The organism is Paenibacillus sp. J22R232, assembly GCF_056269165.1.
Genome location: NZ_JBWDNK010000001.1, coordinates 1,058,661 through 1,082,938 on the forward strand (window position 1 = coordinate 1,058,661; position 24,278 = coordinate 1,082,938).

Below are 24,278 nucleotides of genomic sequence, written 5' to 3' on the forward strand. Positions count from 1 at the left end.
CTGATCCTCCTCTACTATTGAAAATCGGCCTTTTGCTCTTCCAGGTGTTTCGGTGTTGTTTCGAACATGCTATCGATCAAGCCTGCCACAGTCATTTTTTCAACTGCTTCGGTTTTTTTAATTTGCTCGTTTACCGTTGCTTTTGCTTCTTCTTTCACGCGGTTTGTGTCCTCATCCGACCACAAGCCTTTTTTCTCCAAGAACTTACCGAAACGAACGAGCGGATCTTTAAGCGCCCATTCCGCTTCTTCTTCTTTCGTACGGTATTTGGTTGTATCATCCGCCATGGAATGCGGACGGAAACGGTAAGTTAGCATCTCGATCAATGTCGCGCCATCGCCATTGCGGCCTCGTTCCGCTGCTTCTTGAACGGCTTTGATTACAGCCAGCACGTCCATGCCGTCTACTTGTACGCCTTTAATGCCGGCTGCAACTGCTTTGTGTGCAATTGACAGCGCGCCAGTTTGTTTAGCGTAAGGTGTCGTAATCGCATAACCGTTATTTTGAACGGCATAGATAACCGGAAGCTTATAGGCACCGGCAAAGTTCATGCCTTCGTAGAAATCGCCTTCCGAGGAACCACCATCGCCTGTATATGTGATAGCTACGCGCTTTTCGTTTTTCTTTTTGAAAGCCATGGCTACGCCGGTTGCATGCAAAATCTGCGCACCGATAATAATTTGCGGCATAAGAACATGCACGTCGTCAGGAATCCGGCCGCCCTCTTGGTGACCGCGGGAGTACAAGAATGCTTTATACATTGGCAGACCGTGCCATACGATTTGTGGCATATCTCGGTAGCCGGGACAAATGAAATCATCTTTATTCAGTGCGTACTCGCTGCCGATCATTGACGCTTCTTGGCCGGATACTGGTGCGTAGAAGCCAAGTCTTCCTTGACGTCCAAGATTGACTGCGCGCTCATCCCAAGTACGTGTAAATACCATGCGGTACATAACTTCTTTTAATTGATCATCAGACAATGCCGGCATTAAATCCGGGTTAACAACATCCCCGTCGAGTGACAAGACAGAAAGCGGAGTTACCGGTTCCGTTTGAACTTCGTATGGCAATTTGCTCATTTTGAACGCTCACCTCAATCGAAATATTTGAAAATCGTTTACCTCTGTTATAGAATTATTATAAACCTGTTTAACGAAAATGGTCAAAGCAAAAAACAAAAAAACCTTTGTTTTTTCGCTGATTCTCATCATTCTGTTGAGAAATTGTATATGCTACAGACTTATTTTTTCTATATAACAGCATAATACAACAAGACAGAAATAGATGTGATTCCCTGTATGCCTTTCTATTGTTTACCCACAACCGTAGTTTTCCATTCAATAATTACAAGTCATAAGGAGAGAAAGTCATGACAGATGAACGATATTTAAAAAGAACGATCGTAAAGGAAACCGTGCCTAGCCGGTATTTGCCTGAACAGGCCCGCAACCTGCGCGTATTTTTGCCGCCAGGCTACAACGAGGTATTGAGCTACCCTGTCGTATACTGTCAAGATGGCGAAGACTTTTTCAATTTCGGACGAATCGCCACAACAGCTACCAAATTGATTTTAGATGAGGGCTTGGAGCCTTTCATTATTGTAGGCGTCGATGTGGACAAGAAGCTTCGAACCGATGAATACGCGCCTGATGGAGAACGGCATGCCAACTATATTCGTTTTTTCGCAGAAGAGCTTATTCCATTCGTTGAAGAGAGATACTCCGCAAGGCAGGACGCGGAACATCGCTTGCTTGCAGGGGATTCATTGGGAGGTTCCGTATCGCTGCATTTAGCTCTCGCATATCCTCAGCTGTTTACTCGCGTTATGTCATTATCCGGCGCATATTACGGCGTCTCGCAGCACATTATCTCAGAAGCAGCCGACTTAAGCTGGTTAACGGTCTATATGATCGTAGGGCTACAGGAGGATGCTTACGAAACAGATCGCGGCGTGTTCGATTTCGTAGCCTTGAACCGAAACACGAAAGCATTGCTGGAGCATAAGCAAGCAACGGTGTTTTACGAAGAGAAGGATGGCAAGCATCAATGGGGCTTCTGGCAAAAAGAGCTCGACAAGGCGCTATTCTATTTTATCGAGGAAGAATAACAAGCGTAAACGGCTGAATCCGTCCACTGGCGGCTAATGTAACGTATCGCGTAGAAATATAGAGAAAGTTGGCAAAATAATATACCTTCCTATATTTTGAAAAAGCTGTTTAGATCGCTCTTAACCGAGCGTCTAAACAGCTTTTTGCGTATTAACGCGATTGATTGATATCCGATTGTACCCTGCTCAGAAGCTCTTTGCAGCCGCTGTCCACAAGCTCGTAAACAAATTCAAAATTGCCGTCATAATAGGGATCCGGCACATCGGGCAGCGTATGTCCTTTTACTAGCTCCATGAATGTAAATAGCTTGGACTCGTCAAATTCGATCCCGGCATTCTCAAGCATCTGGCGCACGTCGCGCAAGTTTTTCGTATCCATGCATACCAGATAATCAAAATCCTCATAGTCTTTGCCTGTTACTAGACGCGCCTTCATGCCTTGATGAGAAATACGGTGTTGATCAAGCACCTTTCGCGTGCCCTCATGAGGCGGATGTCCGAGATGCCAATCGCCTGTGCCCGCAGAATCCACTTCAATGATATCAGATAATCCAGCCTTTTCAACCTGATGGCGCATGACCGCTTCAGCCATTGGCGAGCGGCAAATATTGCCTAAGCAAACAAACAAAACCTTGGCTTTCATGAACGGCCTCTTTTCTGCTGCTCTTGGGAAGTATCGATATGCAGCGACCTTCTTGGCAGCTTCCACTTGTAATACACCGACAGCATCCTGAAGCTAATAATAACGACAAATAAAAACAATAGCTCTAAAGTCGATTTAAGCCATCCGAGTCCAATGACAAGGCCTCCGAGCATCGCCCATACCGCATAAATCTCATCCTTTAGGACAAGCGGCTTGCGACCCGCTAGAACATCGCGGATAATGCCGCCTCCGATACCGGTCAGCATGGCTGCAACTAGCACCGCGCTCAGCGGATGCTTCATTTGCGTGGCGTACAGCGCGCCTTGAATAGCGAAGGCCGATAATCCAATCGCATCAAAAAAGGCCTCGCTTTTCCTCCATCTCTGAATCCATACGACCGGCAGTAGAAATGCGATCGTCATCGCGATCATCGCGATTTTGAACAAATAGCCTTGGCTCCATAACGATGTTACCGGCATCCCGATGAGCAAGTTGCGAACGACGCCGCCACCGAATGCAGTGACTAAGCCAAGCACGAATACGCCTAATATATCGTACTCTTCCTCCATGGCGACAATCGCTCCGCTGACAGCAAAGGCTATCGTGCCAATGATACTGAAAATCCCAAAAATGTCCATGCTCACTGCAATAGCTCCTCGCTTCCCGTCCATGAACCGACCTGCTTCACCGGTTCTTTCCTAAACCATTTTAGCTGGGAGCAAAAAGTTTCGCAACGACAAATTTCGCAGCAAGTTGCGTGTATATTTACCAACCAAGGGCTTGCCTCTAGTTTTTAAGCGGCAAATGGCTATATACTAATATTGGCTTATTGTACATTCTGTTAAAAAGAGAGGATCATACGTTATGCAGCCACGCATTGTCATTTGTACGGGCGGCCAGCTAGGCCCCTTTGCTCTTGAGCATATAGACTCCGCTGATCTGCTTGTCGGGGCAGACAGCGGCGCACGCTTTTTAGTCAACCATGGATATCGCCCTGATATCTCAATCGGCGATTTTGATTCCGTCTCCGAGCAAGAATTGCTCGCTATCCGAACTAGCAGCAGCCAGACAATCGCTTGTGATCCGATTGACAAGGATTATACCGATACCGAGATGGCTATGAGGCTCGCGCTTGACCTGCAACCTCGCGAGATCATATTGATCGGCGCTTTAGGTACAAGATTCGACCACTCTTTGGCTAATGTTCACTTGCTTGCTTTAGCTTCCGAAGCACAGGTTCCCGCTTCGATAATCGACAACCACAACAAAATAACGCTTTTGACGGATACGGCTTTCATAAGTCATCATGGCTATCCCAATGTCTCTTTGCTTCCGCTTTCCATAAAGGTAACGGGAATCACGCTGACCGGCTTCCAATACCCGCTTGACGATGCTACATTGACCATCGGCCAATCACTAGGAATCAGCAACGTTCTTTTGTCAGAGAGCGGCCGTATTGCAATTGCAAGCGGTTTGCTCCTCGTTATCCAAAGCCGGGACTAGTTGATGGGAACGGCAAGCATAGGCGAGGAGAAGCTGCACGTAAACACGTGTGCTTTTCCTCGTCGTATTCGCAGCATTCCAATCAGCTATTCTCTTCAGGCGTCACGATCGTTAATCCTTCCACATGCTTCCGGCTCATCAGCTTGCGTGATTTTCTGTCCGCTTTCGATTCGAAAACGATGTCGAGATCGTATTGCTCATCCGGGTAGAGCTTCGTTTTCGGGATATAGAGCTTCATGCGCTTTTGGTTGAACGTCAGCTTCTGTCCTTGCACTTGAAGGACGACATTTCCGCGCTCATCTGCTGGACGGTACACAACCCCCATCCGCTTCAGCGGATAGATCCAAACGGCATCGCCTTTCAAAAAAGGCTGAGCTGCTGCTTTGGTTGAAGCTGACCTCTTGCCTCCCTCCATTTTCTCCAACGATTCACGATTCAATTTTTGTTCGTGATTGGCTGCTAGCAGGCTGCCATTCCCGGCGTCTTCCTTTTGCCTCATCCCGTTATCGATCGGTTCAGATGCTGAATTTTTTTTCATCTCAAGCAGATGTTCCGCTCGCTGCATGACACTCTCCGGCAAACCGAACCGTCTTGCAATAGCAAACGCATGGCTCTCCCCAGCTTCACCGATCTCTAGCCGATAGAGCGGCTTTAACGTATCCGCATCAAAAGCCATCTTTCCGTTCTGGCAGCCTATCGTTCGTGCTGCAAATGCTTTGATTTCATTGAAATGTGTAGTTGCTACGGTCAATGCTCCGCGTGTAAGCAGCTGCTCCAACAAGGCGATAGAAAGCGCAATCCCTTCTGTAGGATCAGTACCTGCAGCCAATTCGTCCAGCAATAGCAATGACCTTGGACCGGCTGCTTCCAACATCTCCTTCAACACGGTTATATGGGATGAGAACGTACTCAGCGATTGCTCCAAACTTTGTCCATCCCCAACATCAGCGATCACATGCTGGAAAATACCAATCTCACTGCCCTCTTCTACGGGTACAAGCAGCCCCGATTGCACCATCAGCACGAACAAGCCGATCGTCTTTAACGTTACCGTTTTCCCTCCGGTATTCGGCCCCGTTATGATGAGCTGCTTCCAGCGCGTGCCAAGCTCTGCATGAAGCGGTACGCTCGATGAGCCAATCAGAGGATGCCGTGCGCCTATCAGCCGAATGACCGGTTGCTCAGACAGCTTCATTTTGTGGCCTTTGTAAGAGCGTGAAAGCTTAGCGCGTGCTGTAATGAAATCAAATGAAGCCATCGCTTCAACGTTCTGAAACAGCTCTGCGGAGAACGTTTCCGCTTGCTCGGATAAACGAGCCAATATTACGGTACGCTCTCTTTCTTCCTCGGCTTTCCATTGCTGCAGCTCTACTTGCAAGTCTGCGACGTCATGCGGCTCCACAAATAACGTTTGCCCGCTTGAGGATTCGTCCCACACCGTTCCGGCTACCTGCTTGCGAAGCTCTCTCTTGACTGCAATGACAAAACGGTCACGGCGCTTGCTGATGACGGGATCCTGAAGAGCCGTTCGATATTTGCCCAAAGCATGCTCCATTTTTTTCTGGATTTTATCCTCGGTTGCATAAATATGCCTGCGTATAAACGCAAGATCCGCACTTGCTTGATCGGTTATGAGTCCGTAACGGATGCACCGGTTCAATTCTTCTCGCAGCGCGGGGCAATCGTACATGGATTCTGCATATGAAGCTATCGTTGGCGCAATATCCCGCTTGCTGTTCATATACTTTTTCATTTGCACGACTGAAGTCAGCCATACGGCTAATTGCTCTAATTCCTGTTCATTGTAAATACGGCCTTTCCCTAGCAAAGCCAGGAATGAATCTATGCCGTCCATTGCAGACAATGGAATGCTTGCCCCGCTTCCTAGCAGTAATACTGCTTCCTCTGTTTCCTGCAGCCATGCTTCTACCTGGCGGTGCTTGATGCTTGGCGCATGGCGCTCAGCGAGCATTCTCCCAGCTGGCGACACGGTATAGCTAATAACCGCTGCCTTCACTTTATCGAACTCTAATCTTCTCCATGATGCTTCATTCATTTTTTCAGCCTCCTCTATTTTAGACAAAAAAAAGACAGAAACAGAACGCGGGCGCGTTCCATTTCTGTCTCAATTGACTAAGCCCCAGTAACCCACATATGCCTATCAGAAACGAAGGGCAAAAAAAGGGTACAAAAAAACCGCGCTGGATAGCACGGTGATTGGGCCGCTGTCGAATTGCTTCAGGCGGAAATCCTCATGTCCATAACTCTTGGCGTCGGATAGCGAAATAGAGCCTTGCTGTATGGCGCAAAAACCATACGTAAGCAGCAAGACCATCATACTCTCCAACAATATCCAATTTATGAGTTAAGGACACCAGCAAACATTAAAATTTCCCCTTTAAGCATATTAACAATCAGTATCATAAACTTACGTCTCTAATGTACAAAATAGACAAGCTGCTTGTCAAGCTTAAACGCTTAAAAAGAACCCTAAAGGCTTAGCTCTAAGCCTGCACGAGCAAACCTGATGTTTGCAGGCAGCTTATAATCCTTTGCAAGATCAATATCATGAGACATATGGGTCAACAGCGTTTGTTTGGGCTGCCACTTGGCAATGAGGTCTATCGCTTCAACCACGTCATAAACGGACCTCGTTTCATAAGCAAAGGGCTCATGATAAAAGCTTGTGCCAAGAATAAGCAGGTCAAGCTCAGCCAGTGGCTGCTGTTGCTCGTCAGTCAAACCGATCGAATCCGAGCAGTATACCCACTTATAATTCGTATCCCCATTCAAAAATGAAAAAGCATAAGCATATCCGTTCTTGCCATGATTCACTCGCCAGCTTGTAACTTGCCATTTGCCAATCATGACCGGTTGATCGAAGGCGTAGAATTGAATCTGGTTCTTAAGCCAAGGGAACCTATCATTAATTTCCGCGATAACCTCGGTTGGCGCATAAGCTACGCCCTTCTTTTGGGTCCAGCGGCAAGCATCTGCCCATTCCACTAACCCGCCTATATGATCAAAATGTGCGTGAGTAATCAATAAAATATCAATTGCCCGCAAATCTGCTGCTTCCAATTGTTTGGCGAAATCAGGCCCGCAATCGATCCATACCGCTCCAGCATCTGCAATCTCAAGCTGAACGGAAGATCGCAGCCTGCGATTTAAACCGGTGGTTCGCGCTTCGTTACATACCTCACACCCGCAATAAATGCGTGGAACGCCCATGGAATCTCCGGTGCCCCTAAAAATGATCTTACTCATAACGGCAATAAAGGTAAAGTTTCTGAAGCTTGGATTTGTTCCATCATGCGAACCCATTGCTCTGGCTTATTGGGTAAAGCGGAGTAGTAGCCATTGAGAAATTCGGCAACCAATGCAGCATCAATGCTGTCCAAATCTTCATTCTGCGGGAGAAAGCATAAGTCGAGCTCTGCCACTGCATGCCCCTCATGATCCCAGGAGGGATGCACATAGGCGAGATCAATCCGTTTATAGCCAATATGGGACAGTACTTCACGCCGAACAAAAGGATTCATGGGTGAAACGCCTCCGAACGCATGCTCTTCCGCGCGGTAAGGATCATACACCTCGGCAAACATGCCAATAGGCGTTGTACCAGACTGTTCCGCGAGCCTGACCAAATCTCGTTCGCGATTGCGAAGCAGAAATCTTCCTACGCCAAGCGATGGCTTGCCGATAATGGTAAAGTCCGTCATAGCGACGCGGAGGGCTGGGTAATAACGGTACTCGGTGGAACCTACGACTTCCCCTTCATGAATGGCTACATACACATGGATTCCGTTGTCTTCGAGCGGCTCTCGCCATAATTCATAAGCCAAAACTTCCTCCGGCGGGAAGATCGTCTGCAGAAGCTTGTGCAGCGATCCGAAATATTGATCTTCTATTGATGTAATCCGATGGTATATCAACATGAAAGCTCTCTCCTTTTATTAAACGGATTGCGCCATTCCATAATGACTGCGCAATTATTCGATTGCTCATCTTCCAGATAGCCGCGTGCAATTCCTACCGGTATTCGTCCACATCGCAATAAAAAAGTGATGACAGGATCCTTCCATTCACCAGTCATAACTCTTTCCAGATAGACTTCTGGTGAACATTCAACTATATGCTTCCCGTAGCCAGGCATTCTTCCGCCACCCAGTAGACGCGATAATCCAAGGTGTACGACCGTTTCATACATCGTTTGCATCAGCCATTTGCCAATTCCAGATTTCCGAAACGTCGGCACTACGCAAATATCGACAACATAGAGCGTATCGCCTTCTCCGTTGTGGTTGCGAATATATCCGCTGTCGGTCATCTTCTCCCAGCTGTGTTGGTGGCTATAGTCGTCCATATTCACTAGCAGAGCTGTCATCGATCCGACAATGCTGCCGTCGACCTCTGCACAAATAGCCCCTGCCGGGAACCGTGCGATATGTTCCGATAGCTGCTCGCGATTCCATAAAAGCTCCTCCGGGAAAGGGGGAGGGAAGCTTAACCGTTGAACCTCGATAAGCGCTTCGATATCAGACTCGTTATAGGGACGTATGATTGCGTTTACCGGCTTTTCGCCTTGAAATATGTAAAGTTCTTTTCGCAATGCGGGACTCACTCCTCTCGCCTTGCCTATTAAAGTTAGTTCCAATCCGTATAAAGATCCGTCCTGCGGTCCCTCCACGTCGTTACGGAGCCCTTTGCCCTTACCTCTTCAAGCAAAGCCAAATCCAGATCGGCAACGACGAGCATATCATCATTAATGATCCCTTCGCTCAGAATGCCGGCTGGCGGGAACGGAATATCGTTAGGCGCAATGATCGCCGCTTGGCCGAAATTCGCCCTCATAAGATCCACTCTGCGCAGAGAACCGACCGTGCCTGTAGTCACGATATACACTTGGTTTTCAACGGCCCTTGCATGGCAGCAATAACGCACGCGGTAGAATCCGTGACGGTCATCTGTACAGGAAGGGCAGAATATGACGTCAGCGCCTTTAGCACGCGCCATGCGTACGATCTCCGGAAATTCGATATCATAACAGGTTAACATGGCAATCTTTCCGAAAGCGGTCTCGAACACCTCGAGACCTTCACCAGCTGACATATTCCAGCCTTCAACCTCCGATGGCGTAATGTGAATTTTGTGCTGTACGTCAATCTTGCCATCTGGATGAAACAGATGCGCGGCGTTGCGCAGGCTTCCGTCTTCAGTCTGGATGACATGAGTTCCGCCTACAATGTATATAGCATAGTCATTGGCCAGAGAACGGAACAGCTCCACATAGCTATCCGTGAAGTCAGGCAGTCGGTCAATGGTAAGCGCAGCACCGTCTCCATCACCGATTGACATGAGCTGCGTCGTTAAAAATTCTGGAAACAGCAGGAACTGAACGCCATATTCGGCTGCATTACGCACATAATGCGTAACCTGCTCGGCAAATTGCTCGAATGAGTCGATATCCGCTAGCTTATATTGAACGGCTGCCGTACGGAATTTCATATTGGCGAAACCTCCCTCTTCCCTTATGATTTACGCTGCTTGAATTGCAACGTAATTGTCGTGCCCAAATCCGGAAGGCTGAACACGTCAACCTTGCCTTCATGCAGGTCAATAATCCGCTTAGCGATTGAAAGCCCGAGGCCGACGCCTCCGGTTGCGCGGCTTCTGGCGCCATCCACACGGTAAAAGCGCTCAAACAAATGCGGAATTTCGTTCTCCGGGATACCCATACCTTTGTCTTTGACCTCAATTTTCACGATATTTCTGACGAGCGTAATCGTAATATCGATCGGTTCCTTAGAATACTTAATCGCATTGTCCAGCAGAATTACGAGAAGCTGCCTAATTTTGTCCTTGTCTCCAACCATCCGAACGACCTTGGACATCGCTTTCACTCTTATCGGACGTCCGAAAGTCGTTTGCAGCATCGTTGCGATCTCATCTACCACATGAACGACATCAAAGAGCTCTTGCTTTAACCAATCCTCTTGTTCGGCTTCTGCAAGCATCAGCATCGATTTCGTTAGATTCTGCAAGCGGTTCGCTTCCTTATCGATTGCCTCAATTGCTTCGTCCCGCAGGTTCACGTCGTCCCGTCCCCAGCGTTTCAGCATGCCGGCATAGCTGCTGATGACCGTAAGCGGCGTTTTGAGCTCATGAGACGCATCCGCAACGAATTGCTTTTGCTTCGCAAAAGTACGGTCAAGCCGTTCAATCATTTGATTGAACGCCCTGACAAGCTGCAGCAATTCCGCGGATTCTTCCCGGCTGCTCAGCTCGATCTGCCTAAGCTTGCCGCTGCGGTCAATTTCTCGCATCGTATTTACCATCTGTTGGATCGGTGCCGTTAATCTAGACGTAAACCAGTACGTTCCGAATATGGCGAACAAGATGGCTCCTCCGCTCGTTACGCTAAGCGCGGCAACCAATACCTGCAAATAATCGTCGAGCTCATCGAGGATACGGTTGATTTCAAGCATCGCGATGACGCGATTGCCGTCATAGAGCGGCACCCGCATGAATAAGATTCGTTCGCCGCCCTTCGTTATCATCCCAGTATGGTGATGGGTTTCGAACGCGGCGGGCAGCTCCTGCAGCAGCTCATCTGAGCCCGTAATGTTAACGACTCTATTGTTCGGAGCAATAATCCGAATCATTTCGTTTACGTTGTAATATTCGTTGAGCAGCTCCGGGTAATTTAGTCCGCGGCCGCTCTGAATTCGGGGATTTTCCAGCATCAGATTCACTTTATTCGCGATAACCTCTTCTTCGCTTTCGGTCGTAATCTTGATCACGTAGAAGTATACGAATATATTAAAGAGAATCAATATGAAAATAAGCCAAAAAATCGTAAAGAGCGTAAACCGTTTGCGCAGCGTCATGCATCCGGCTCCTTAATCATATAGCCAACTCCGCGAACGGTATGAATGAGCTTATGGCGATAGCCCTTGTCCAGCTTTTGGCGCAAGTAACGAATATACACGTCGACCAGATTGGTCTCCCCAATAAAATCATAGCCCCATACTTCGGATAAAATATCCTCGCGAGACTTCTCATCGTTTTTGTTCTCAACGAGATACACGAGCAGCTCAAATTCACGCGGCGTTAATTCAATGAGTATATCCTTGCGATAAACCTTCCGCGTACGCAGCTCAATCGTCAAATCTCCTACCTTAATCATATCCGAGCCTTCTGCTTCCTTCGGATACTGCTGGAATATTCGCAGAATGTTGCGGACGCGTGCAAGCAGCTCCTCCATCGCGAATGGTTTCGTAATATAATCATTGGCTCCGTGCTCGAAGCCGCTTACCTTATCCGGCACCGTATCGCGTGCAGTCAATAATATGATAGGTACCGGATTTCCTGCTTGACGCAGTAACCTCAGCACTTCGATTCCGCTCATTTCCGGAAGCATCACATCGAGCAGCACTAGCTCCCACTCGCCTGTCGATGCCATTTCATAGCCTGTCCGACCATCGGCAGCCGATCCAACTGTATAGCCCTCATGCTCTAATTCAAGCTGCAATATGCGGGAAATGCCCGCTTCGTCTTCTACGACAAGAATTCGTTCCTTCATGTTGACGGTACACCTGCTTCCAATTGAAAATAATCGATATAATCAGCCTCTTTGCTTGATTTCAAGCAGCAAGGGTTAAATTTATCATAATGAAGACGTTTCACAAATGCAAGTAAGCCGATCTACAGAAAGAGTAGACCGGCACTTGCCGCAAGTTATGCGGTTCGTTTCTGGTAAAGCCGGGTAATTCGGCTCATAGCCTTAACTGCTTTGCTTCTGCATAGACCAGGCTTCTACATCCCACGTCTTGGTTACCCAATCCTCATAGAATTCAGGTTCATGAGATACGAGAACCACCGTGCCCTTGTAAGCCTTCAGCGCGTGCTTCAACTCCGCTTTGGCAACGACATCCAAATGGTTTGTTGGCTCATCGAACAAGATCCAGTTGCTGTCTCGCATCATGAGCTTGCAGAGCCGAACCTTCGCTTGTTCGCCGCCGCTTAATTGATTCAAGGCGCGCGTGATGTGCTCGTTTTTCAGCCCGCATCTTGCGAGAGCTCCCCGCACTTCGCTTTGGGTCATGAAGGAAAACTCATCCCACACATCCTCAAGCGGAGTCATGGTTGGCGCTTTTGCTTCTTGCTCAAAATAAGCCGGGTTCAAATAATCGCCAAGATAGGTTTTTCCGTCAAGCGGAGGAATTACTCCAAGTATCGTACGGAGAAGCGTTGACTTGCCCACCCCGTTGCACCCAACGATCGCGATTTTGTCACCCCGCTCGATGACCATATTCATCTCAGGCAGAAGCGGCTTGTTATAGCCGATAACCATTCCCTCTGCCTCGAACACGGTTTTGCCGCTAGTTCTCGATTCCTTGAAGTTAAAGGTCGGTTTTGCCGCTTCCTCCGGCTTGTCGATGCGGTCGATGCGGTCAAGCTGCTTTTCCCTACTCTTGGCTCGGCCTGACGTAGAAGCACGGGCTTTGTTTTTATTGATAAAATCTTCTTGTTTCTTGATGAAATCCTTCTGTTTCTCGTAAGCATCGATATGCTGGGCTTTGTTCAAATCAGCCATTTCGAGAAACTTATCGTAGTTCGCTGAATATCGTGTCATCTTCGTAAACTCAAGGTGATAAATCACGTTGACAACCTGATTCATAAAGCCGGTTTCATGGGATATGAGTACAAATGCATGCGGATAGTTTTTCAAATAGTTGGTCAGCCAGTTGATATGCTCTTCGTCCAAATAGTTCGTAGGCTCATCGAGCAGCAGCACGCCCGGTTTCTCCAGCAGCAGCTTGGCTAGCAGAACCTTGGTGCGCTGACCGCCGCTAAGTGCCGTAACGTCACGATCAAGTCCGATTGCATTAAGACCAAGCCCATTCGCCATCTCGTCTACTTTTACGTCAATCAAGTAGAAATCGCCGATTTCCAGCTCTTCTTGTATTTCCCCCATACGAATGAGCAGTGCATCTAACGTATCTGCATCCGCTTCACCCATTTGCGCTGCGATCTCATTCAATTCCTCTTCCAAAAGCAGCATCGGAAGGAACGCGTCCTTCAGTACATCTCTAATCGTTTTACCTGCCTCAAGCTTCGTATGCTGATCTAAATAGCCATAACGAACGCGCGGCGTCCATTCTACCTTGCCCTCGTCCTTCAGCAGCTTGCCCGTCAAAATATTCATCAAGGTAGACTTGCCTGTTCCGTTAGCGCCAACAAGGCCAACATGCTCGCCGGCCAATAAGCGGAAAGAAACGTTTCTGAAAAGTACGCGATCGCCAAACGTATGCGATAATTGCTCAACTGTTAACAAACTCATTTTCTTTTTATCTCCATTCATCTATAGACCATATTCAAAAATTGCTCATTCACGTTTTTACCCGTATCATTGTACCACATAATCGGTCATTCTGTGATCAATTCATTCCGGAGCAGCTTTAAAATGGGCGCTAACGCTTGATTAAGCTTGCTAGCTAGCCGCTTATTATCAGTCGCCCATTGTCCCTTCCACTGAAGCGACAGCAGCATATCGTCAGGCAATTTGGGCACGATGGCTATCGGATGCGTAGGAAATAGAGACAGCCATTCCCGCCTCGCATCGAAAGACACATCTTTATTCGCGACAAATACAAGCTGCGAGCCTGCTGCCGCCATCTCAGAGCGCATATGGTAAAGCTGTTTAAGGTCGCAAGCACGCCACTTTGCTACGACTGGATCACCCACAACGATCACGAGCCTTGAACCTCGCAATAATTGCTGGGCAAGCGGCTCGGTCCATTTTTGGGAAACATCGATTAAATGGATCGAGGTGTCCGTTTGTTTAAGCATTTGCATAAAACGGTCGCTTGCATAGTCATTTTCCAATGCCTGCTCAGATTTGAGCGAGAACCAGTCGATTGCAGGGGATTTCTGCCTTGTATGCTTGTAACGCGGATCTAGCGCCATAACCTCTTCAGATTCAGCCTGATACATTTTGCGAATACCGCTTAACCAAGCATGCCATTCCGGTCTCGCATGCTCATATTCCGCTGCAGATACCGGAATACCGATTTTAGCGAGCAGATTAGCCAGCGTATGTGTCAAAAACGTCGATCCAGCACCAGATGACAAGGACAACAGGCAAACTGAGATTGGTGAATGATACCCTTCTCGCCCGCTTATATTTGCAGGGAGTGATACATCTGAAGAATGTGTAACAAACATAAAAGGTGTTAACGCTGCTTCTACTTCCTTTATGGTTTGATACCGCAGCCTAGGGTCAGGCTGCAGCAGTCCTCTTAATACCGTTTTGAAGGCTGCAGGCGTATCCCTTTTCAAAAAAGTAAACGATTCGTCTCGGTTTGCCTGTTGAGCTACCGGCTCGTAAATCAGGCCGCCGCTTGCCATAAAATACATTAAAGCGCCTAATCCGTAAATGTCCGTTCGTTCATCGCTTTGACCGCTGCCAGCCTGTTCAGGTGCGGCAAAGCCCTTCGTGCCAAGCTGCACGGTATCCTGCTCCATATTGGGCCGATAGCGCCTGGATATGCCGAAGTCAATAAGCTTTACCTGCCACTTGGCATCGATCATGACATTCGATGGCTTCAAATCTCTATGTATAATAGGAGGATCATTCGTATGCAAATAATGCAAAGCGGAACAAAGCTGCTTTACGACATGCATGGTTTGTTCGAAAGTTAATCCGCTCCGATTTGAGCGGTAATAATCAGCTACCGTATGCCCATCTATGTAACTCATGACGTAAGTCTCGTGTATCTGTCCCGAAGCTGGATAATAATTCAAAATAGTAGGCAAATGCGGATGATTAACCATCATGAGCAGCTTAGCTTCCTCGGCTAGCATGGCTGCTCCAGGACGAGGTGCAATTACCTTGATTGCGGTAAGCTTGTTACCTAGCCGTAGGTCATCTGCCGCATATACAATTCCCATCCCTCCTTTTCCAAGGATAGCTGTAACCCGATATCTGTTATCGAGCACCGTTCCCGCGGGATAAGGATCAAACCAAGCTTCTGCATTACCCATTTTTCCCTCCTCCATAACAAAAAAAGCATCCCAATGCGGTTTGTAAAAACAAACGGCATCAGGATGCTTTCCTGAACTATGACTATAAATTCAACTTTATCATAGAGCTTTAGCAGGAGCAAGCTGCGTTTAGAATACGCGTTTTTTGGAATTAACAAGCTCGGCAAGAAATGCTAGCGCAAGTCCCTGTCCCCAGCCTTGGACACGCTTATGCGCAACGTCGCGGTAACCTTGCTGATCGTTCATGACTGCAGTACCGGCAGAGACATTCATGACCGAGCCATCTTCGGTAATTTGGCTTAAGATTCCGTCGATTGAACGCTGTATATACTTGTTGTACAACGAGCCAAAAGCGAACAAACCGGTTGCAATGCCAGCTGACCCCGACGACTCATGATAAGAGGTATTGTCGTTAAGCACGGTATGCCATAAGCCATTTTCGGATTGAAGACGTACTAGGGTGCTTAGCTGGTCTCTCATCGAGCCTTCGATAATCATGAACGATGGGTGCTGTACCGCAATATGCGGCAGTGCCTTCGCCATCGTCAGCGCCGCCCATGAATTGCCCCTCGCCCAAAAGATTGAGGACATATGATTCTGAGCAATATTGTCCCAGCCATGATAATACAAATTCGAGACAGCGTCTTGAAGGAAATGCTCATGTCCATGATATTGCTTTAAACCGTCCTCTAAGTAATCGGCACGATCCAGCAAATGCCCCATTCGCACGAGGAAGTAGCCTGCCATCATCATCGTGTCTACCCATGCCTGTTCAGGGAAGTTGTAGGATTCTGAATTTACGGTATGTTGGAATACTCCGTCAGCAAAACGAACGGCATCGTTCTTTAAATACTCAGCCATCTGAATGGCCACTTCCAAATATTTCTCATTGTCTGTTGCTTTATATAGCGAAATGAGCGCATGTCCGATCGAAACGCCGTTTATCGTTAGCTTTGGAAGCCCATCCTCAAGCTTCTCGTCTACCCACGCTTGAAGCAATGTGATATACCGTTTGTTACCGGTTGCTTCATAGGCTTCCGCGACGCCATAAAAAGCTACGCCGCCCGGCCAATCCCAGCTAAAGTCCATTCTGAACGTACGGTCCACTACGCGGTCAATCACTTCCCGAACGTGATTTTCGTCAAATTGAAGCTGTGGCATTTCCATCTTCCTCTCTCCTCATTCATGTCTAGCCCTACTTCAATCCGCTTGTACTGATACCTTCAACAATGTACTTCTGAAAAGCAAAGAATATAGCAAGCACGGGGATCAAGCTAACGATAGACATCGCGAACATCGCACCCCAGTTTGAAACGGTATCGCTGTCCAAAAACATTTTAAGTCCCATGGATACAGGGTACAAGCTTGGACGGTTCAAGTAGAGAACCGGACCGAGCAGATCTTCCCAGCGCCAGTAGAAGGAAAAGATAGACGCCGTAGCAAGCGCAGGAACGACTAACGGCAGAATAATGCGGAAAAATAAACGGAACTTCCCGCAGCCATCGATGGTTGCCGCCTCATCGAGCTCGTTTGGAATCGTCCGGATGAACTGGATAAGCAAAAAGATGAAAAACGGAATTCCGAAGTATTGCGGGATAACGATCGGTTTAATGGAATTGAGCCAGCTCAATTTCGCGAACAAAATGTATTGCGGGACGAGCACAACGTCATGAGGAAGCATCAGCGTAACCATCATTATGCCAAACCAGAACGTTTTACCGGTGAAATTAAGCCTAGCAAATCCGAATGCGATAAAAGCGGAGGACAAAACGGCTCCTATTGTCGCGATGATCACGATTTCAAGTGAATTCATGATGAAAGTCCCAAATGATTGACCGGCAATTCCGACCCAGCCGATTTTGTAGTTTTCCCATATCCAAGGCTGCGGGATAAGCGAATCTGCTGTAGCGAAAATGAGATTGCTTGGCTTGAATGAGCTCATAAGCAGCCATAATACGGGATAAACCATTATCAGTGCGAGTGCTGCGACAAAAATGTGGTAGATCGGCCACTTTAGTTTTTTTAATGTCATGATTAATGGCCACCTTTCGACTCGTAATGTACCCATCTCTTAGAGGTATAGAACAAAATACCTGTCAGAATGGCGATAATGATCAGCATGATCCAAGCCATAGCGGAAGCATAACCCATATCAAAGTAAACGAAGGCTTGGCGGAATAAATATAAGGAGTAAAGCAATGTGCCGTCGAGCGGGCCGCCTTCGCCTTTTGAAATGATGTACGCTGGAACAAAAGTCATGAATGCGCCAATGGTTTGCATAATCGTATTGAACAAAATAATGGGGCTAAGCATCGGAATGGTGATTTTGAAAAATCGGATTACAGGTCCTGCACCATCGACATTCGATGCTTCGTACAATTCAGGCGGAATATTTTTGAGTCCTGCAAGGAAAATAAGCATGGAAGATCCGAATTGCCAAACGGACAAAGTAATCAGCATCCAAAGTGCAGCAGCAGGTTCAGCAAACCATCTCACGCTATCTAAACCGAGTGCATTCAGAAAGATGTTTATAACGCCTTCGTCACCATACAGATTGCGCCACATGATTGATACGGCGACGCTGCCACCGATAATGGAAGGAAGATAATAAACCGTCCGATATAACCCGATTGCTTTCGAGGCTGTATTCAAGATCATTGCGATAAACAAGGCAAAAGCCAATCTAAGCGGTACGCCGATAAACACGTATAAAAAAGTAACCTTAAGCGACGCCCAAAACTTGGAGTCATCCGTAAACATCGTCGAGTAATTCTCTAATCCAATAAAGGATGGTGTCGAGAGAAGATCGTAATCCGTAACGGAAAAGTAAAGCGATGCAGCAGCAGGAATTAGCGTAAACAATAGAAAGCCGATGACGAAGGGTCCAATAAACGTGTATCCGATCAGGTTGTTTTTAAATGATAGCGATTTCATCTTATCCAACTCCTATACGAAGTCTAGCTTGCCTTTTTTTGTATCCAAGCGAAACGGCTTAGCTCCGCTCAGTGGCACAAACAAACCGAATGTAATGGTAGAAGTAGAAAATGCGATGGCCGATCTACCGACCAACCATCGCATCTACTCAAACAATTTACTTGTTTTTCTTAAGAATAGAGGTTGCTTCGTCTCTAAATTTCTTAGCCGCTTCTTCCGGCTTGATTTTGTTGTAGTTCATTTGCTCTGCAAGGCTCGTCAATGATTTGAATACTTCTGCTGATCCGATTGGATCAGCCGGATCCATCGGGGAGCTGTTTGCCTCTGCCCAAGCCACGTAGTCATAGACTTGAATTTGTGCCTCAGTAGATACTTCTTTCAACGCTTCTTTAACTTTCGACGATACCGGTACACCGCGGTCGCCTAAAATCAATTTGTTAGCTTCGATGTCATTTACGAAGAAGTTGATGAATTTAGCTGCTTCTTCTTTAACTTTTGAATTCTCAGAAACGGAGAAGAACATACTTGGCTTCAGGAACAAGCCTTTCTCCATGTTAGGACCAGCCATAGGTGCAATGGCAAGCGGACGGTTCGCTACTTGCTGCAAGCCTACGTATTGGTTCGACCATTGCCATACGCCAATACCTTGGTTAAGCACGAGGTGGCTATCTTCAGCACCTTTGATTTGAGCAAGAACGTCCGGCGAAGGAACGGCGCCATCAATAACCAGCTTAGCCAGCATACCGAAGAAATCGGTAAACATTTTATCATCTTCATAGCCGAGGCCCGTACCTTCCGCGTTAAACAATGTTTTGTCTAAAGTACGGAGATAGTATCCGAAGAAAACTTCCGGACGCATGCCGTTATCGAAGTAAAGCCCTGCTGCTTTTGCTTTAGCAGCCATCTCGATGTAATTATCCCATGTGAAGTTTTCCGGAATGGAGTCGATGCCTGCTTTTTTCAAAAGAGCCGGATCATAGTTGAATCCAAGCGCATTCACACCTAGGTTCATGCCGTATAGGCCATCGCCTAGCTTGCCGCCGTCAATCGCATTTTGGCTGATGTCAGTCACATCGATTTGGTTGCCTAGGAAAGGAGTCAAATCGGCCAATTGGTTTCTGCCAGCATACTGGGAGTAGTTTTGTGTATCGATTTGAATAATGTCTGGAAGCTCATTGGCAGCCGCTTGAGGCGCTAGCTTCTTCCAGTAATCATCATAGTTCGCATATTCCATCTCGATCGTAACATGTGGATTTTTCGTTTTGTACATTTCGATAACCTTCATCGTGTAATCATGTCGAGGCTGACCGCCCCACCATGCAATTCGTAGAGTTACTGGTTTGGCTTCGGTTGTTTCTGTTGCTTCAGTTCCTGTTGTCGGTGAATTCGTGGAGTTCGTTGCGTTACCATTGCCATTATTCCCTCCGCAAGCGCTTACGAGAACCATTGCAGCAGTCATGAGAGTCAAAAGCATTTTCTTTGGTGCTTTCATTGTGTTACGCCCCTTCCAAACTCTTTAATGTTGTTTACAAGCTTTATTATAGGTCGAATGAAGAAGCATCGGAATTAAAAAAACCGCTTTCTTTGTTAAAAAAACAGAGGTCGCCATCATGGCGACCTTTTGAATTCGGATGGCGTAAATCCGGTATGCTTTTTAAATACCTGGCTAAAGTATTGCGGGTTATCGCCGAAACCGAATTTTTCTGCCAGCTCGAACACTTTGACATCGCCGGTCATTTCGATCTCTACCATTGCCCGCTCCATTCTCAGGCGGACAACGTAATTGGAAAATTTCTCTCCTGTTTCCTTCTTGAAGAGCTTGCCCAAATAATCAGCATTCATATATAATATTTCGCTTGCAACCCAATTCAGCGACAGATCCGGATTCGAAATCTGCTCTTCGATTACGTTAATCATCTTATGAATAATAAGAGAGTGCTTCTTCGAATGCGAATGATAATTTTGCATGCATATTTTCTCTGCGCTATCGGTTACGAATTGCTCGATCGTCCTGAGCGTACAGTAGCTATCGAATCGCGTGATTTGCGTTAAGTAATCGTTAATCTCCTCAGGTCTGCCTTGCCGTACAATCGAAATATATAGCGGAATGACATAAGACTTCGATAAATGGGTATCCATTCGGCTATCAGCAAGCAAAGTGAAATAATGCTGAAGCTCTGATTGGACATATGTCCAATCTCCAGATTTTACATGCATGCAAAGCGGCTCTTCGTCATAGATGAATGATTTGACATTGTTGTCATCACCGCGCTCGACATCCATCTGCGTAATGATGCTGCCCTCGCCCAAATAAAACTGGTAGTTCAAGCATTCCAACGTTTGACGGTACATTTTGCGAGCATCGGTTATTGGACCTGCATCGCTAACGGCGACGGTGGCATCGAGCTTATAATAGGTCGAAAATGTTTGTTTGATGGCAATAAGCATCGGGAACAAAATATCTTTATCGCTTATTTCCTTCATTAAAAGCAGAACATGCTTGCCGATTGTCGTGCTTAGCAGAACGATAGATTTGCCAATCACGTCTTGGGCGATGTTTTTAATGGCAAACATATGCTCGAACTCGAACTTTCCTTCCAATTGAAATAAGAGCAGCTGTACCTTCTCGTTCTCAACGGTAATATGAAACAGATTCCCATAGTCGTCCCAATCCCTCTGTCCATAGGTTTTATTCGTAACAAGCTCTTTTAAGAATTGCTCCTTGGCATGCGGAAGCACCTTGGACAGCTCTTTTTGGATATTGGTCATAAACGTTTGCTGCGACTGCTGCACTTCAAGCTCAGCAATAACTTCGGTTAGCGCATCCGTAATCGTATTTTCGTTGCAGGGCTTTAGCAAATAATGCTTTACGCCGAATTGCATCGCCGTTCTTGCATAATCAAACTCACTGAAGCCCGATAATAAAATAAAAGCAATATGCGGAAATTTTTCATGCACCTTTTCCACAAGCTGAAGACCGTTCATTCCCGGCATTTTAATATCGGATATGACGATATCCGGCATATGGCTTTCAATGAAAGCCATTGCTTCAAGTCCATTGCGCGCCGTTCCAGCCAATTCCGTCTTGTACGCCTCCCATTTGACCGTAAGAGAAATACCTTCTACGATAATGCGTTCGTCATCTACCAGCAATACCTTATACATGGGAACCCCTCATTTCATAAGGAAGCATTAACTTGACTCTCGTACCGCCGTTTGGCTCGCTTTCAACCATTAATCCGTAAGCTTCGCCGTATAAAAGCTTTATGCGATCCTCAATGTTTTTGAGACCTAGCCCGGAGCCCTTCGTTTGCACCTGTCCACTCAGCAATTGTGTAACAAAGGCTTCCTCCATGCCAGGTCCATTGTCCTCAACCGTAATAAACAGCCAGTTGTCCTCGGTAAATGCCGCGATTCTGATGCTGCAAGTATCAATCATCTGTTCTAGTCCGTAATTAATCGCATTCTCGACCAGCGGCTGGAGCGAAAGCTTAGGAATACTGCAATGCATCAGCGAATCCGCTACATCAACCTGAAAGTCCAAGCGTTCCTCGAACCTGTATTTCTGTATCGTTACATAATGGTTGATAATGTCGAGCTCCTTGCTAAGCGGAATCAGCGGCTCCTTCAGATTGATTGAGGTACGGAGCAGCGACCCAAGCGCCTCTACCATCTGTGAGATATGCGTTTGATTGCTCAGCTTAGCAGACCAATTGATCGATTCCAGCGTGTTGTACAGAAAATGCGGATTGATCTGCGCTTGCAGCGCTTTGAACTCCGTGTCGCGTATGGTCAGTTGCTTCACATAGTTTTCATGTATGAGCTCGTTAATCCGTTCAACCATAATACGGAAATTTCGGTGCATTTGTCCAGCCTCATCCATGGCCAGCGCTCTTTCGTTTGGTTCCTCTATATATTCAAAATGACCGAGCTGTACGCGCTTCATCTTCGCATTCAGGCGTTCAATTGGTTCCGTTATCCCTTTCGCAAAGCTGACTGCAATAAATAAAATAACAATAAAAAGAACTGCAAAAATAATAATGATCGTATTTTTCACTTTGACAACCCGGTCAAAAATATCATCGAATGGGATGAGCGTGAAATAGGTCCAATCCGTATAGGTGGATGCGATAAACGTTACAAAATATTGCCTGCCCTCGTATTTGATGACTTTATAGCCTTCTTTGCCGGACAAAGCAGCTAAAGAATCGATGGGGAACTCGGACGCCTCCGGGTAAACGGCTTCATTATGATTCATAATGATCAGCTGTGCATCATTGCTGTTCATTCCTTTCGCTAAATCGCGAAATAGCTTGTTCATATCGATACGCAGTGCTAATGTACCAATGTAATCCAAGTTTAGCTGCTCAAAGGATCTGACCTCACGGGCAGCAACTAAAGACTTATCATAGCTGTTCGGAGCTATCCATGTGTTCCCGCCTTTATTGACGGTCGTTAATTGCTTGAATTCATTTAGCCTATCTTGGAATAACGTAACCGAATTAGCGCCAACCGCATATTCATTATCATTTACGTCATAAAGCTGTGCAGACAATACGTATTTATCCAATGCGCCTATATTGACCATTCGTTCCTTGACGGTCAACTTGACCACATAATTGTCGTAATCCGATAAACCGCTTTTAATGGATCGCAAATAATGCTGGATCGTCGAATCGGTTGATAGCATAAACGTAAGCTTTTCCATCTTTTTAAGCTCATTTTCTATGCTGATTGAAGACAAGCTCAACGCTTTGGAGGATTGCTTGTAGATCTCCCGGTCATAGAAGTCAAATGCGTATTGTTGAATGATGATGGCTAAAACGGCAACTACCAGCATGATGACAGAGATAAGCACAAACATTTTATGCTTAATTCGAAGATTCATATAAAGCGCTTTCAAATATAACAATTTGAAATCCCTCCCTCCAGCATCCATATGTCCTGTTCATAGGATCAGCGATTTCGTTAAAAAACAGCGCCCTGCCTGGCGGCGGGCGCCGCTTATTATTTCTTGATTAAATATAACGTAATTTCCTCGCGGTTATGGAACAGCTGCTTGGCCTTCTGAAGCCTAAATTCCGTTGATAGCCTCGAAATTACGTCTCTGATGGTTTGCAAAGGCTTGCGATGCATAAGCTTCACCGTAATGATCGCGGTTGCCTCGCTTTTAAGCGCCGGCTCCAGATCAAGAACGAGCTTGCACATAAGCATCGGGCTCCAGCTCATATCACAGACTAGCAGATCGAATGAACCGGGATTGAATTTCACCTCTGAGGCATTTCGCTTCAAATAGGTAAGCGTTGGATACGCCATTAATGATGGATGCAATTCGGCTGGGTCAATGGCCGTTACCCGTAAGCCACGCTCCAGAAGGAGCGATGTCCACCCGCCTGGCGCCGCGCCAACATCGAGCGCTTTTTGATAGCCGGCGTAATTCAGGTTAAATTCCCGCTCTGCCTCAAGCAGTTTGAACTTCGCGCGCGATACTTGTCCCTCTTCGCGTTGGAAACGCACCGCACCGCCTGGCCAATCCGAAAGCATGTCAGCTGGAGCGCCAAAGCCTACATACAGCTTTTCTGCAGCAGCATATATAGCAATAATAATATCCGGCAGCTGTACGACAGGCTCGGCGTCTATTTCTTCAAGCACGGCATCCAGAACGGCCTTCGTATCTGCTGCTGTATACATAAACGCGGTTTTGGAGGTTCGTCTAATATGTACAGCGACCCGTTTGTTCTCAAATGACAAGACGGCATTGCGCACCATGTTGGACAAATCCTCCAGATCGTTCGCATTCCCGGTTATATCGATTGTACGGTCAACAGGCTGCATATGACGCAGAAAGATCGGCTCCTGCTGTAGGATAGCTTGCAGGGTTGCATCACGGTCGAGCGGGCTCGTCCATAAAAAAACCTCTCCTGCCGCAAGCTGCGTGAAGGCTACTCCATCAACAATTCGACGAAGCTCCTCCATCGCATAAGGTGCATAAGTTTGATTGGCTGTTCCGATCCATTGACTCACGTAAGTTAAACCTCT

Annotated in this window: 21 protein-coding genes; 2 read left to right on the plus strand and 19 right to left on the minus strand. The window is 46.8% G+C overall.

The annotated features are described in order from the left end of the window. Positions 1–14 precede the first annotated feature (14 nt). Positions 15–1,082, minus strand: coding sequence for a pyruvate dehydrogenase (acetyl-transferring) E1 component subunit alpha (gene pdhA, locus AC0YN3_RS04895; protein ID WP_475773964.1), 1,068 nt, complete (start codon positions 1,080–1,082; stop codon positions 15–17). A gap of 290 nt (positions 1,083–1,372) precedes the next feature. Here pdhA and AC0YN3_RS04900 point away from each other — a divergent pair, with 290 nt between their 5' ends. Continuing rightward, the gene (locus AC0YN3_RS04900; RefSeq protein WP_475773965.1) at positions 1,373–2,110 is read left to right on the plus strand and encodes an alpha/beta hydrolase; all 738 of its coding nucleotides are present in this window, start codon (positions 1,373–1,375) and stop codon (positions 2,108–2,110) included. A gap of 151 nt (positions 2,111–2,261) precedes the next feature. On the opposite strand, the gene AC0YN3_RS04905 is transcribed toward AC0YN3_RS04900, so the two are convergent. Then, positions 2,262–2,753, minus strand: a complete 492-nt coding sequence (locus AC0YN3_RS04905) for a low molecular weight protein-tyrosine-phosphatase (protein WP_475773966.1) — start codon at positions 2,751–2,753, stop codon at positions 2,262–2,264. Beyond that, a complete protein-coding gene (locus tag AC0YN3_RS04910; RefSeq protein ID WP_441942813.1) occupies positions 2,750–3,391 on the minus strand; it encodes a trimeric intracellular cation channel family protein in 642 nt (213 codons plus the stop codon). Before AC0YN3_RS04910 ends, AC0YN3_RS04905 begins: the two co-directional genes overlap by 4 nt. A gap of 226 nt (positions 3,392–3,617) precedes the next feature. Between AC0YN3_RS04910 and AC0YN3_RS04915 the strand changes: the two genes are divergently transcribed. Then, positions 3,618–4,256: a thiamine diphosphokinase gene (locus tag AC0YN3_RS04915; protein ID WP_475773967.1), complete on the plus strand. Its 639-nt coding sequence runs from the start codon at positions 3,618–3,620 to the stop codon at positions 4,254–4,256. Between the two features lie 82 nt (positions 4,257–4,338). Here AC0YN3_RS04915 and AC0YN3_RS04920 read toward each other — a convergent pair whose 3' ends face one another. The 16 genes from AC0YN3_RS04920 to AC0YN3_RS04995 form a co-directional block, all read right to left on the minus strand. After that, positions 4,339–6,312, minus strand: coding sequence for an endonuclease MutS2 (locus AC0YN3_RS04920; RefSeq protein ID WP_475773968.1), 1,974 nt, complete (start codon positions 6,310–6,312; stop codon positions 4,339–4,341). A 434-nt stretch (positions 6,313–6,746) separates the two neighbouring features. Continuing rightward, the gene (locus AC0YN3_RS04925) at positions 6,747–7,523 is read right to left on the minus strand and encodes an MBL fold metallo-hydrolase (protein ID WP_475774293.1); all 777 of its coding nucleotides are present in this window, start codon (positions 7,521–7,523) and stop codon (positions 6,747–6,749) included. After that, complete coding sequence (locus AC0YN3_RS04930) at positions 7,520–8,191, minus strand: GNAT family N-acetyltransferase (RefSeq protein WP_475774294.1); 672 nt, start codon at positions 8,189–8,191, stop codon at positions 7,520–7,522. Before AC0YN3_RS04930 ends, AC0YN3_RS04925 begins: the two co-directional genes overlap by 4 nt. After that, on the minus strand, positions 8,188–8,868 hold the full coding sequence (locus AC0YN3_RS04935) for a GNAT family N-acetyltransferase (protein ID WP_475773969.1): 681 nt from the start codon (positions 8,866–8,868) through the stop codon (positions 8,188–8,190). Before AC0YN3_RS04935 ends, AC0YN3_RS04930 begins: the two co-directional genes overlap by 4 nt. A gap of 35 nt (positions 8,869–8,903) precedes the next feature. Beyond that, entirely contained in the window at positions 8,904–9,764 is an 861-nt protein-coding gene (locus AC0YN3_RS04940) for a carbon-nitrogen hydrolase family protein (RefSeq protein WP_475773970.1), read from the minus strand. 23 nt (positions 9,765–9,787) lie between these two features. Further along, positions 9,788–11,146: a HAMP domain-containing sensor histidine kinase gene (locus tag AC0YN3_RS04945; protein WP_183560804.1), complete on the minus strand. Its 1,359-nt coding sequence runs from the start codon at positions 11,144–11,146 to the stop codon at positions 9,788–9,790. Then, positions 11,143–11,841: a response regulator transcription factor gene (locus AC0YN3_RS04950; protein ID WP_475773971.1), complete on the minus strand. Its 699-nt coding sequence runs from the start codon at positions 11,839–11,841 to the stop codon at positions 11,143–11,145. Before AC0YN3_RS04950 ends, AC0YN3_RS04945 begins: the two co-directional genes overlap by 4 nt. A gap of 201 nt (positions 11,842–12,042) precedes the next feature. After that, positions 12,043–13,602, minus strand: coding sequence for an ABC-F family ATP-binding cassette domain-containing protein (locus AC0YN3_RS04955; RefSeq protein ID WP_475773972.1), 1,560 nt, complete (start codon positions 13,600–13,602; stop codon positions 12,043–12,045). A gap of 86 nt (positions 13,603–13,688) precedes the next feature. Further along, positions 13,689–15,305 (minus strand): serine/threonine protein kinase, encoded by a 1,617-nt coding sequence (locus tag AC0YN3_RS04960; protein WP_475773973.1) that lies wholly within the window; start codon positions 15,303–15,305, stop codon positions 13,689–13,691. A 129-nt stretch (positions 15,306–15,434) separates the two neighbouring features. After that, positions 15,435–16,466: a glycoside hydrolase family 88/105 protein gene (locus tag AC0YN3_RS04965; RefSeq protein ID WP_475774295.1), complete on the minus strand. Its 1,032-nt coding sequence runs from the start codon at positions 16,464–16,466 to the stop codon at positions 15,435–15,437. A gap of 34 nt (positions 16,467–16,500) precedes the next feature. Further along, positions 16,501–17,337 (minus strand): carbohydrate ABC transporter permease, encoded by an 837-nt coding sequence (locus AC0YN3_RS04970; protein WP_475773974.1) that lies wholly within the window; start codon positions 17,335–17,337, stop codon positions 16,501–16,503. Positions 17,338–17,339: 2 nt separating this feature from the next. Further along, positions 17,340–18,248, minus strand: a complete 909-nt coding sequence (locus AC0YN3_RS04975; RefSeq protein ID WP_475773975.1) for a carbohydrate ABC transporter permease — start codon at positions 18,246–18,248, stop codon at positions 17,340–17,342. A gap of 148 nt (positions 18,249–18,396) precedes the next feature. Further along, entirely contained in the window at positions 18,397–19,731 is a 1,335-nt protein-coding gene (locus tag AC0YN3_RS04980; RefSeq protein ID WP_475773976.1) for an ABC transporter substrate-binding protein, read from the minus strand. A gap of 116 nt (positions 19,732–19,847) precedes the next feature. After that, positions 19,848–21,404 (minus strand): response regulator transcription factor, encoded by a 1,557-nt coding sequence (locus AC0YN3_RS04985; RefSeq protein WP_475773977.1) that lies wholly within the window; start codon positions 21,402–21,404, stop codon positions 19,848–19,850. Beyond that, positions 21,397–23,151, minus strand: a complete 1,755-nt coding sequence (locus AC0YN3_RS04990; protein ID WP_475773978.1) for a sensor histidine kinase — start codon at positions 23,149–23,151, stop codon at positions 21,397–21,399. The genes AC0YN3_RS04985 and AC0YN3_RS04990 overlap by 8 nt, the downstream gene beginning before the upstream one ends. 95 nt (positions 23,152–23,246) lie before the next feature. Beyond that, the gene (locus AC0YN3_RS04995; protein ID WP_475773979.1) at positions 23,247–24,263 is read right to left on the minus strand and encodes an SAM-dependent methyltransferase; all 1,017 of its coding nucleotides are present in this window, start codon (positions 24,261–24,263) and stop codon (positions 23,247–23,249) included. Positions 24,264–24,278: the final 15 nt, after the last annotated feature.

Coding starts and splice junctions, on each gene's coding strand:
- AC0YN3_RS04925 (WP_475774293.1), bottom strand. CDS start 7,523: ATGAGTAAGATCATTTTTAGGGGCACCGGAGATTCCATGGGCGTTCCA.
- pdhA (WP_475773964.1), bottom strand. CDS start 1,082: ATGAGCAAATTGCCATACGAAGTTCAAACGGAACCGGTAACTCCGCTT.
- AC0YN3_RS04915 (WP_475773967.1), top strand. CDS start 3,618: ATGCAGCCACGCATTGTCATTTGTACGGGCGGCCAGCTAGGCCCCTTT.
- AC0YN3_RS04910 (WP_441942813.1), bottom strand. CDS start 3,391: ATGGACATTTTTGGGATTTTCAGTATCATTGGCACGATAGCCTTTGCT.
- AC0YN3_RS04905 (WP_475773966.1), bottom strand. CDS start 2,753: ATGAAAGCCAAGGTTTTGTTTGTTTGCTTAGGCAATATTTGCCGCTCG.
- AC0YN3_RS04970 (WP_475773974.1), bottom strand. CDS start 17,337: ATGACATTAAAAAAACTAAAGTGGCCGATCTACCACATTTTTGTCGCA.
- AC0YN3_RS04950 (WP_475773971.1), bottom strand. CDS start 11,841: ATGAAGGAACGAATTCTTGTCGTAGAAGACGAAGCGGGCATTTCCCGC.
- AC0YN3_RS04960 (WP_475773973.1), bottom strand. CDS start 15,305: ATGGGTAATGCAGAAGCTTGGTTTGATCCTTATCCCGCGGGAACGGTG.
- AC0YN3_RS04980 (WP_475773976.1), bottom strand. CDS start 19,731: ATGAAAGCACCAAAGAAAATGCTTTTGACTCTCATGACTGCTGCAATG.
- AC0YN3_RS04955 (WP_475773972.1), bottom strand. CDS start 13,602: ATGAGTTTGTTAACAGTTGAGCAATTATCGCATACGTTTGGCGATCGC.
- AC0YN3_RS04945 (WP_183560804.1), bottom strand. CDS start 11,146: ATGACGCTGCGCAAACGGTTTACGCTCTTTACGATTTTTTGGCTTATT.
- AC0YN3_RS04940 (WP_475773970.1), bottom strand. CDS start 9,764: ATGAAATTCCGTACGGCAGCCGTTCAATATAAGCTAGCGGATATCGAC.
- AC0YN3_RS04985 (WP_475773977.1), bottom strand. CDS start 21,404: ATGTATAAGGTATTGCTGGTAGATGACGAACGCATTATCGTAGAAGGT.
- AC0YN3_RS04965 (WP_475774295.1), bottom strand. CDS start 16,466: ATGCCACAGCTTCAATTTGACGAAAATCACGTTCGGGAAGTGATTGAC.
- AC0YN3_RS04920 (WP_475773968.1), bottom strand. CDS start 6,312: ATGAATGAAGCATCATGGAGAAGATTAGAGTTCGATAAAGTGAAGGCA.
- AC0YN3_RS04900 (WP_475773965.1), top strand. CDS start 1,373: ATGACAGATGAACGATATTTAAAAAGAACGATCGTAAAGGAAACCGTG.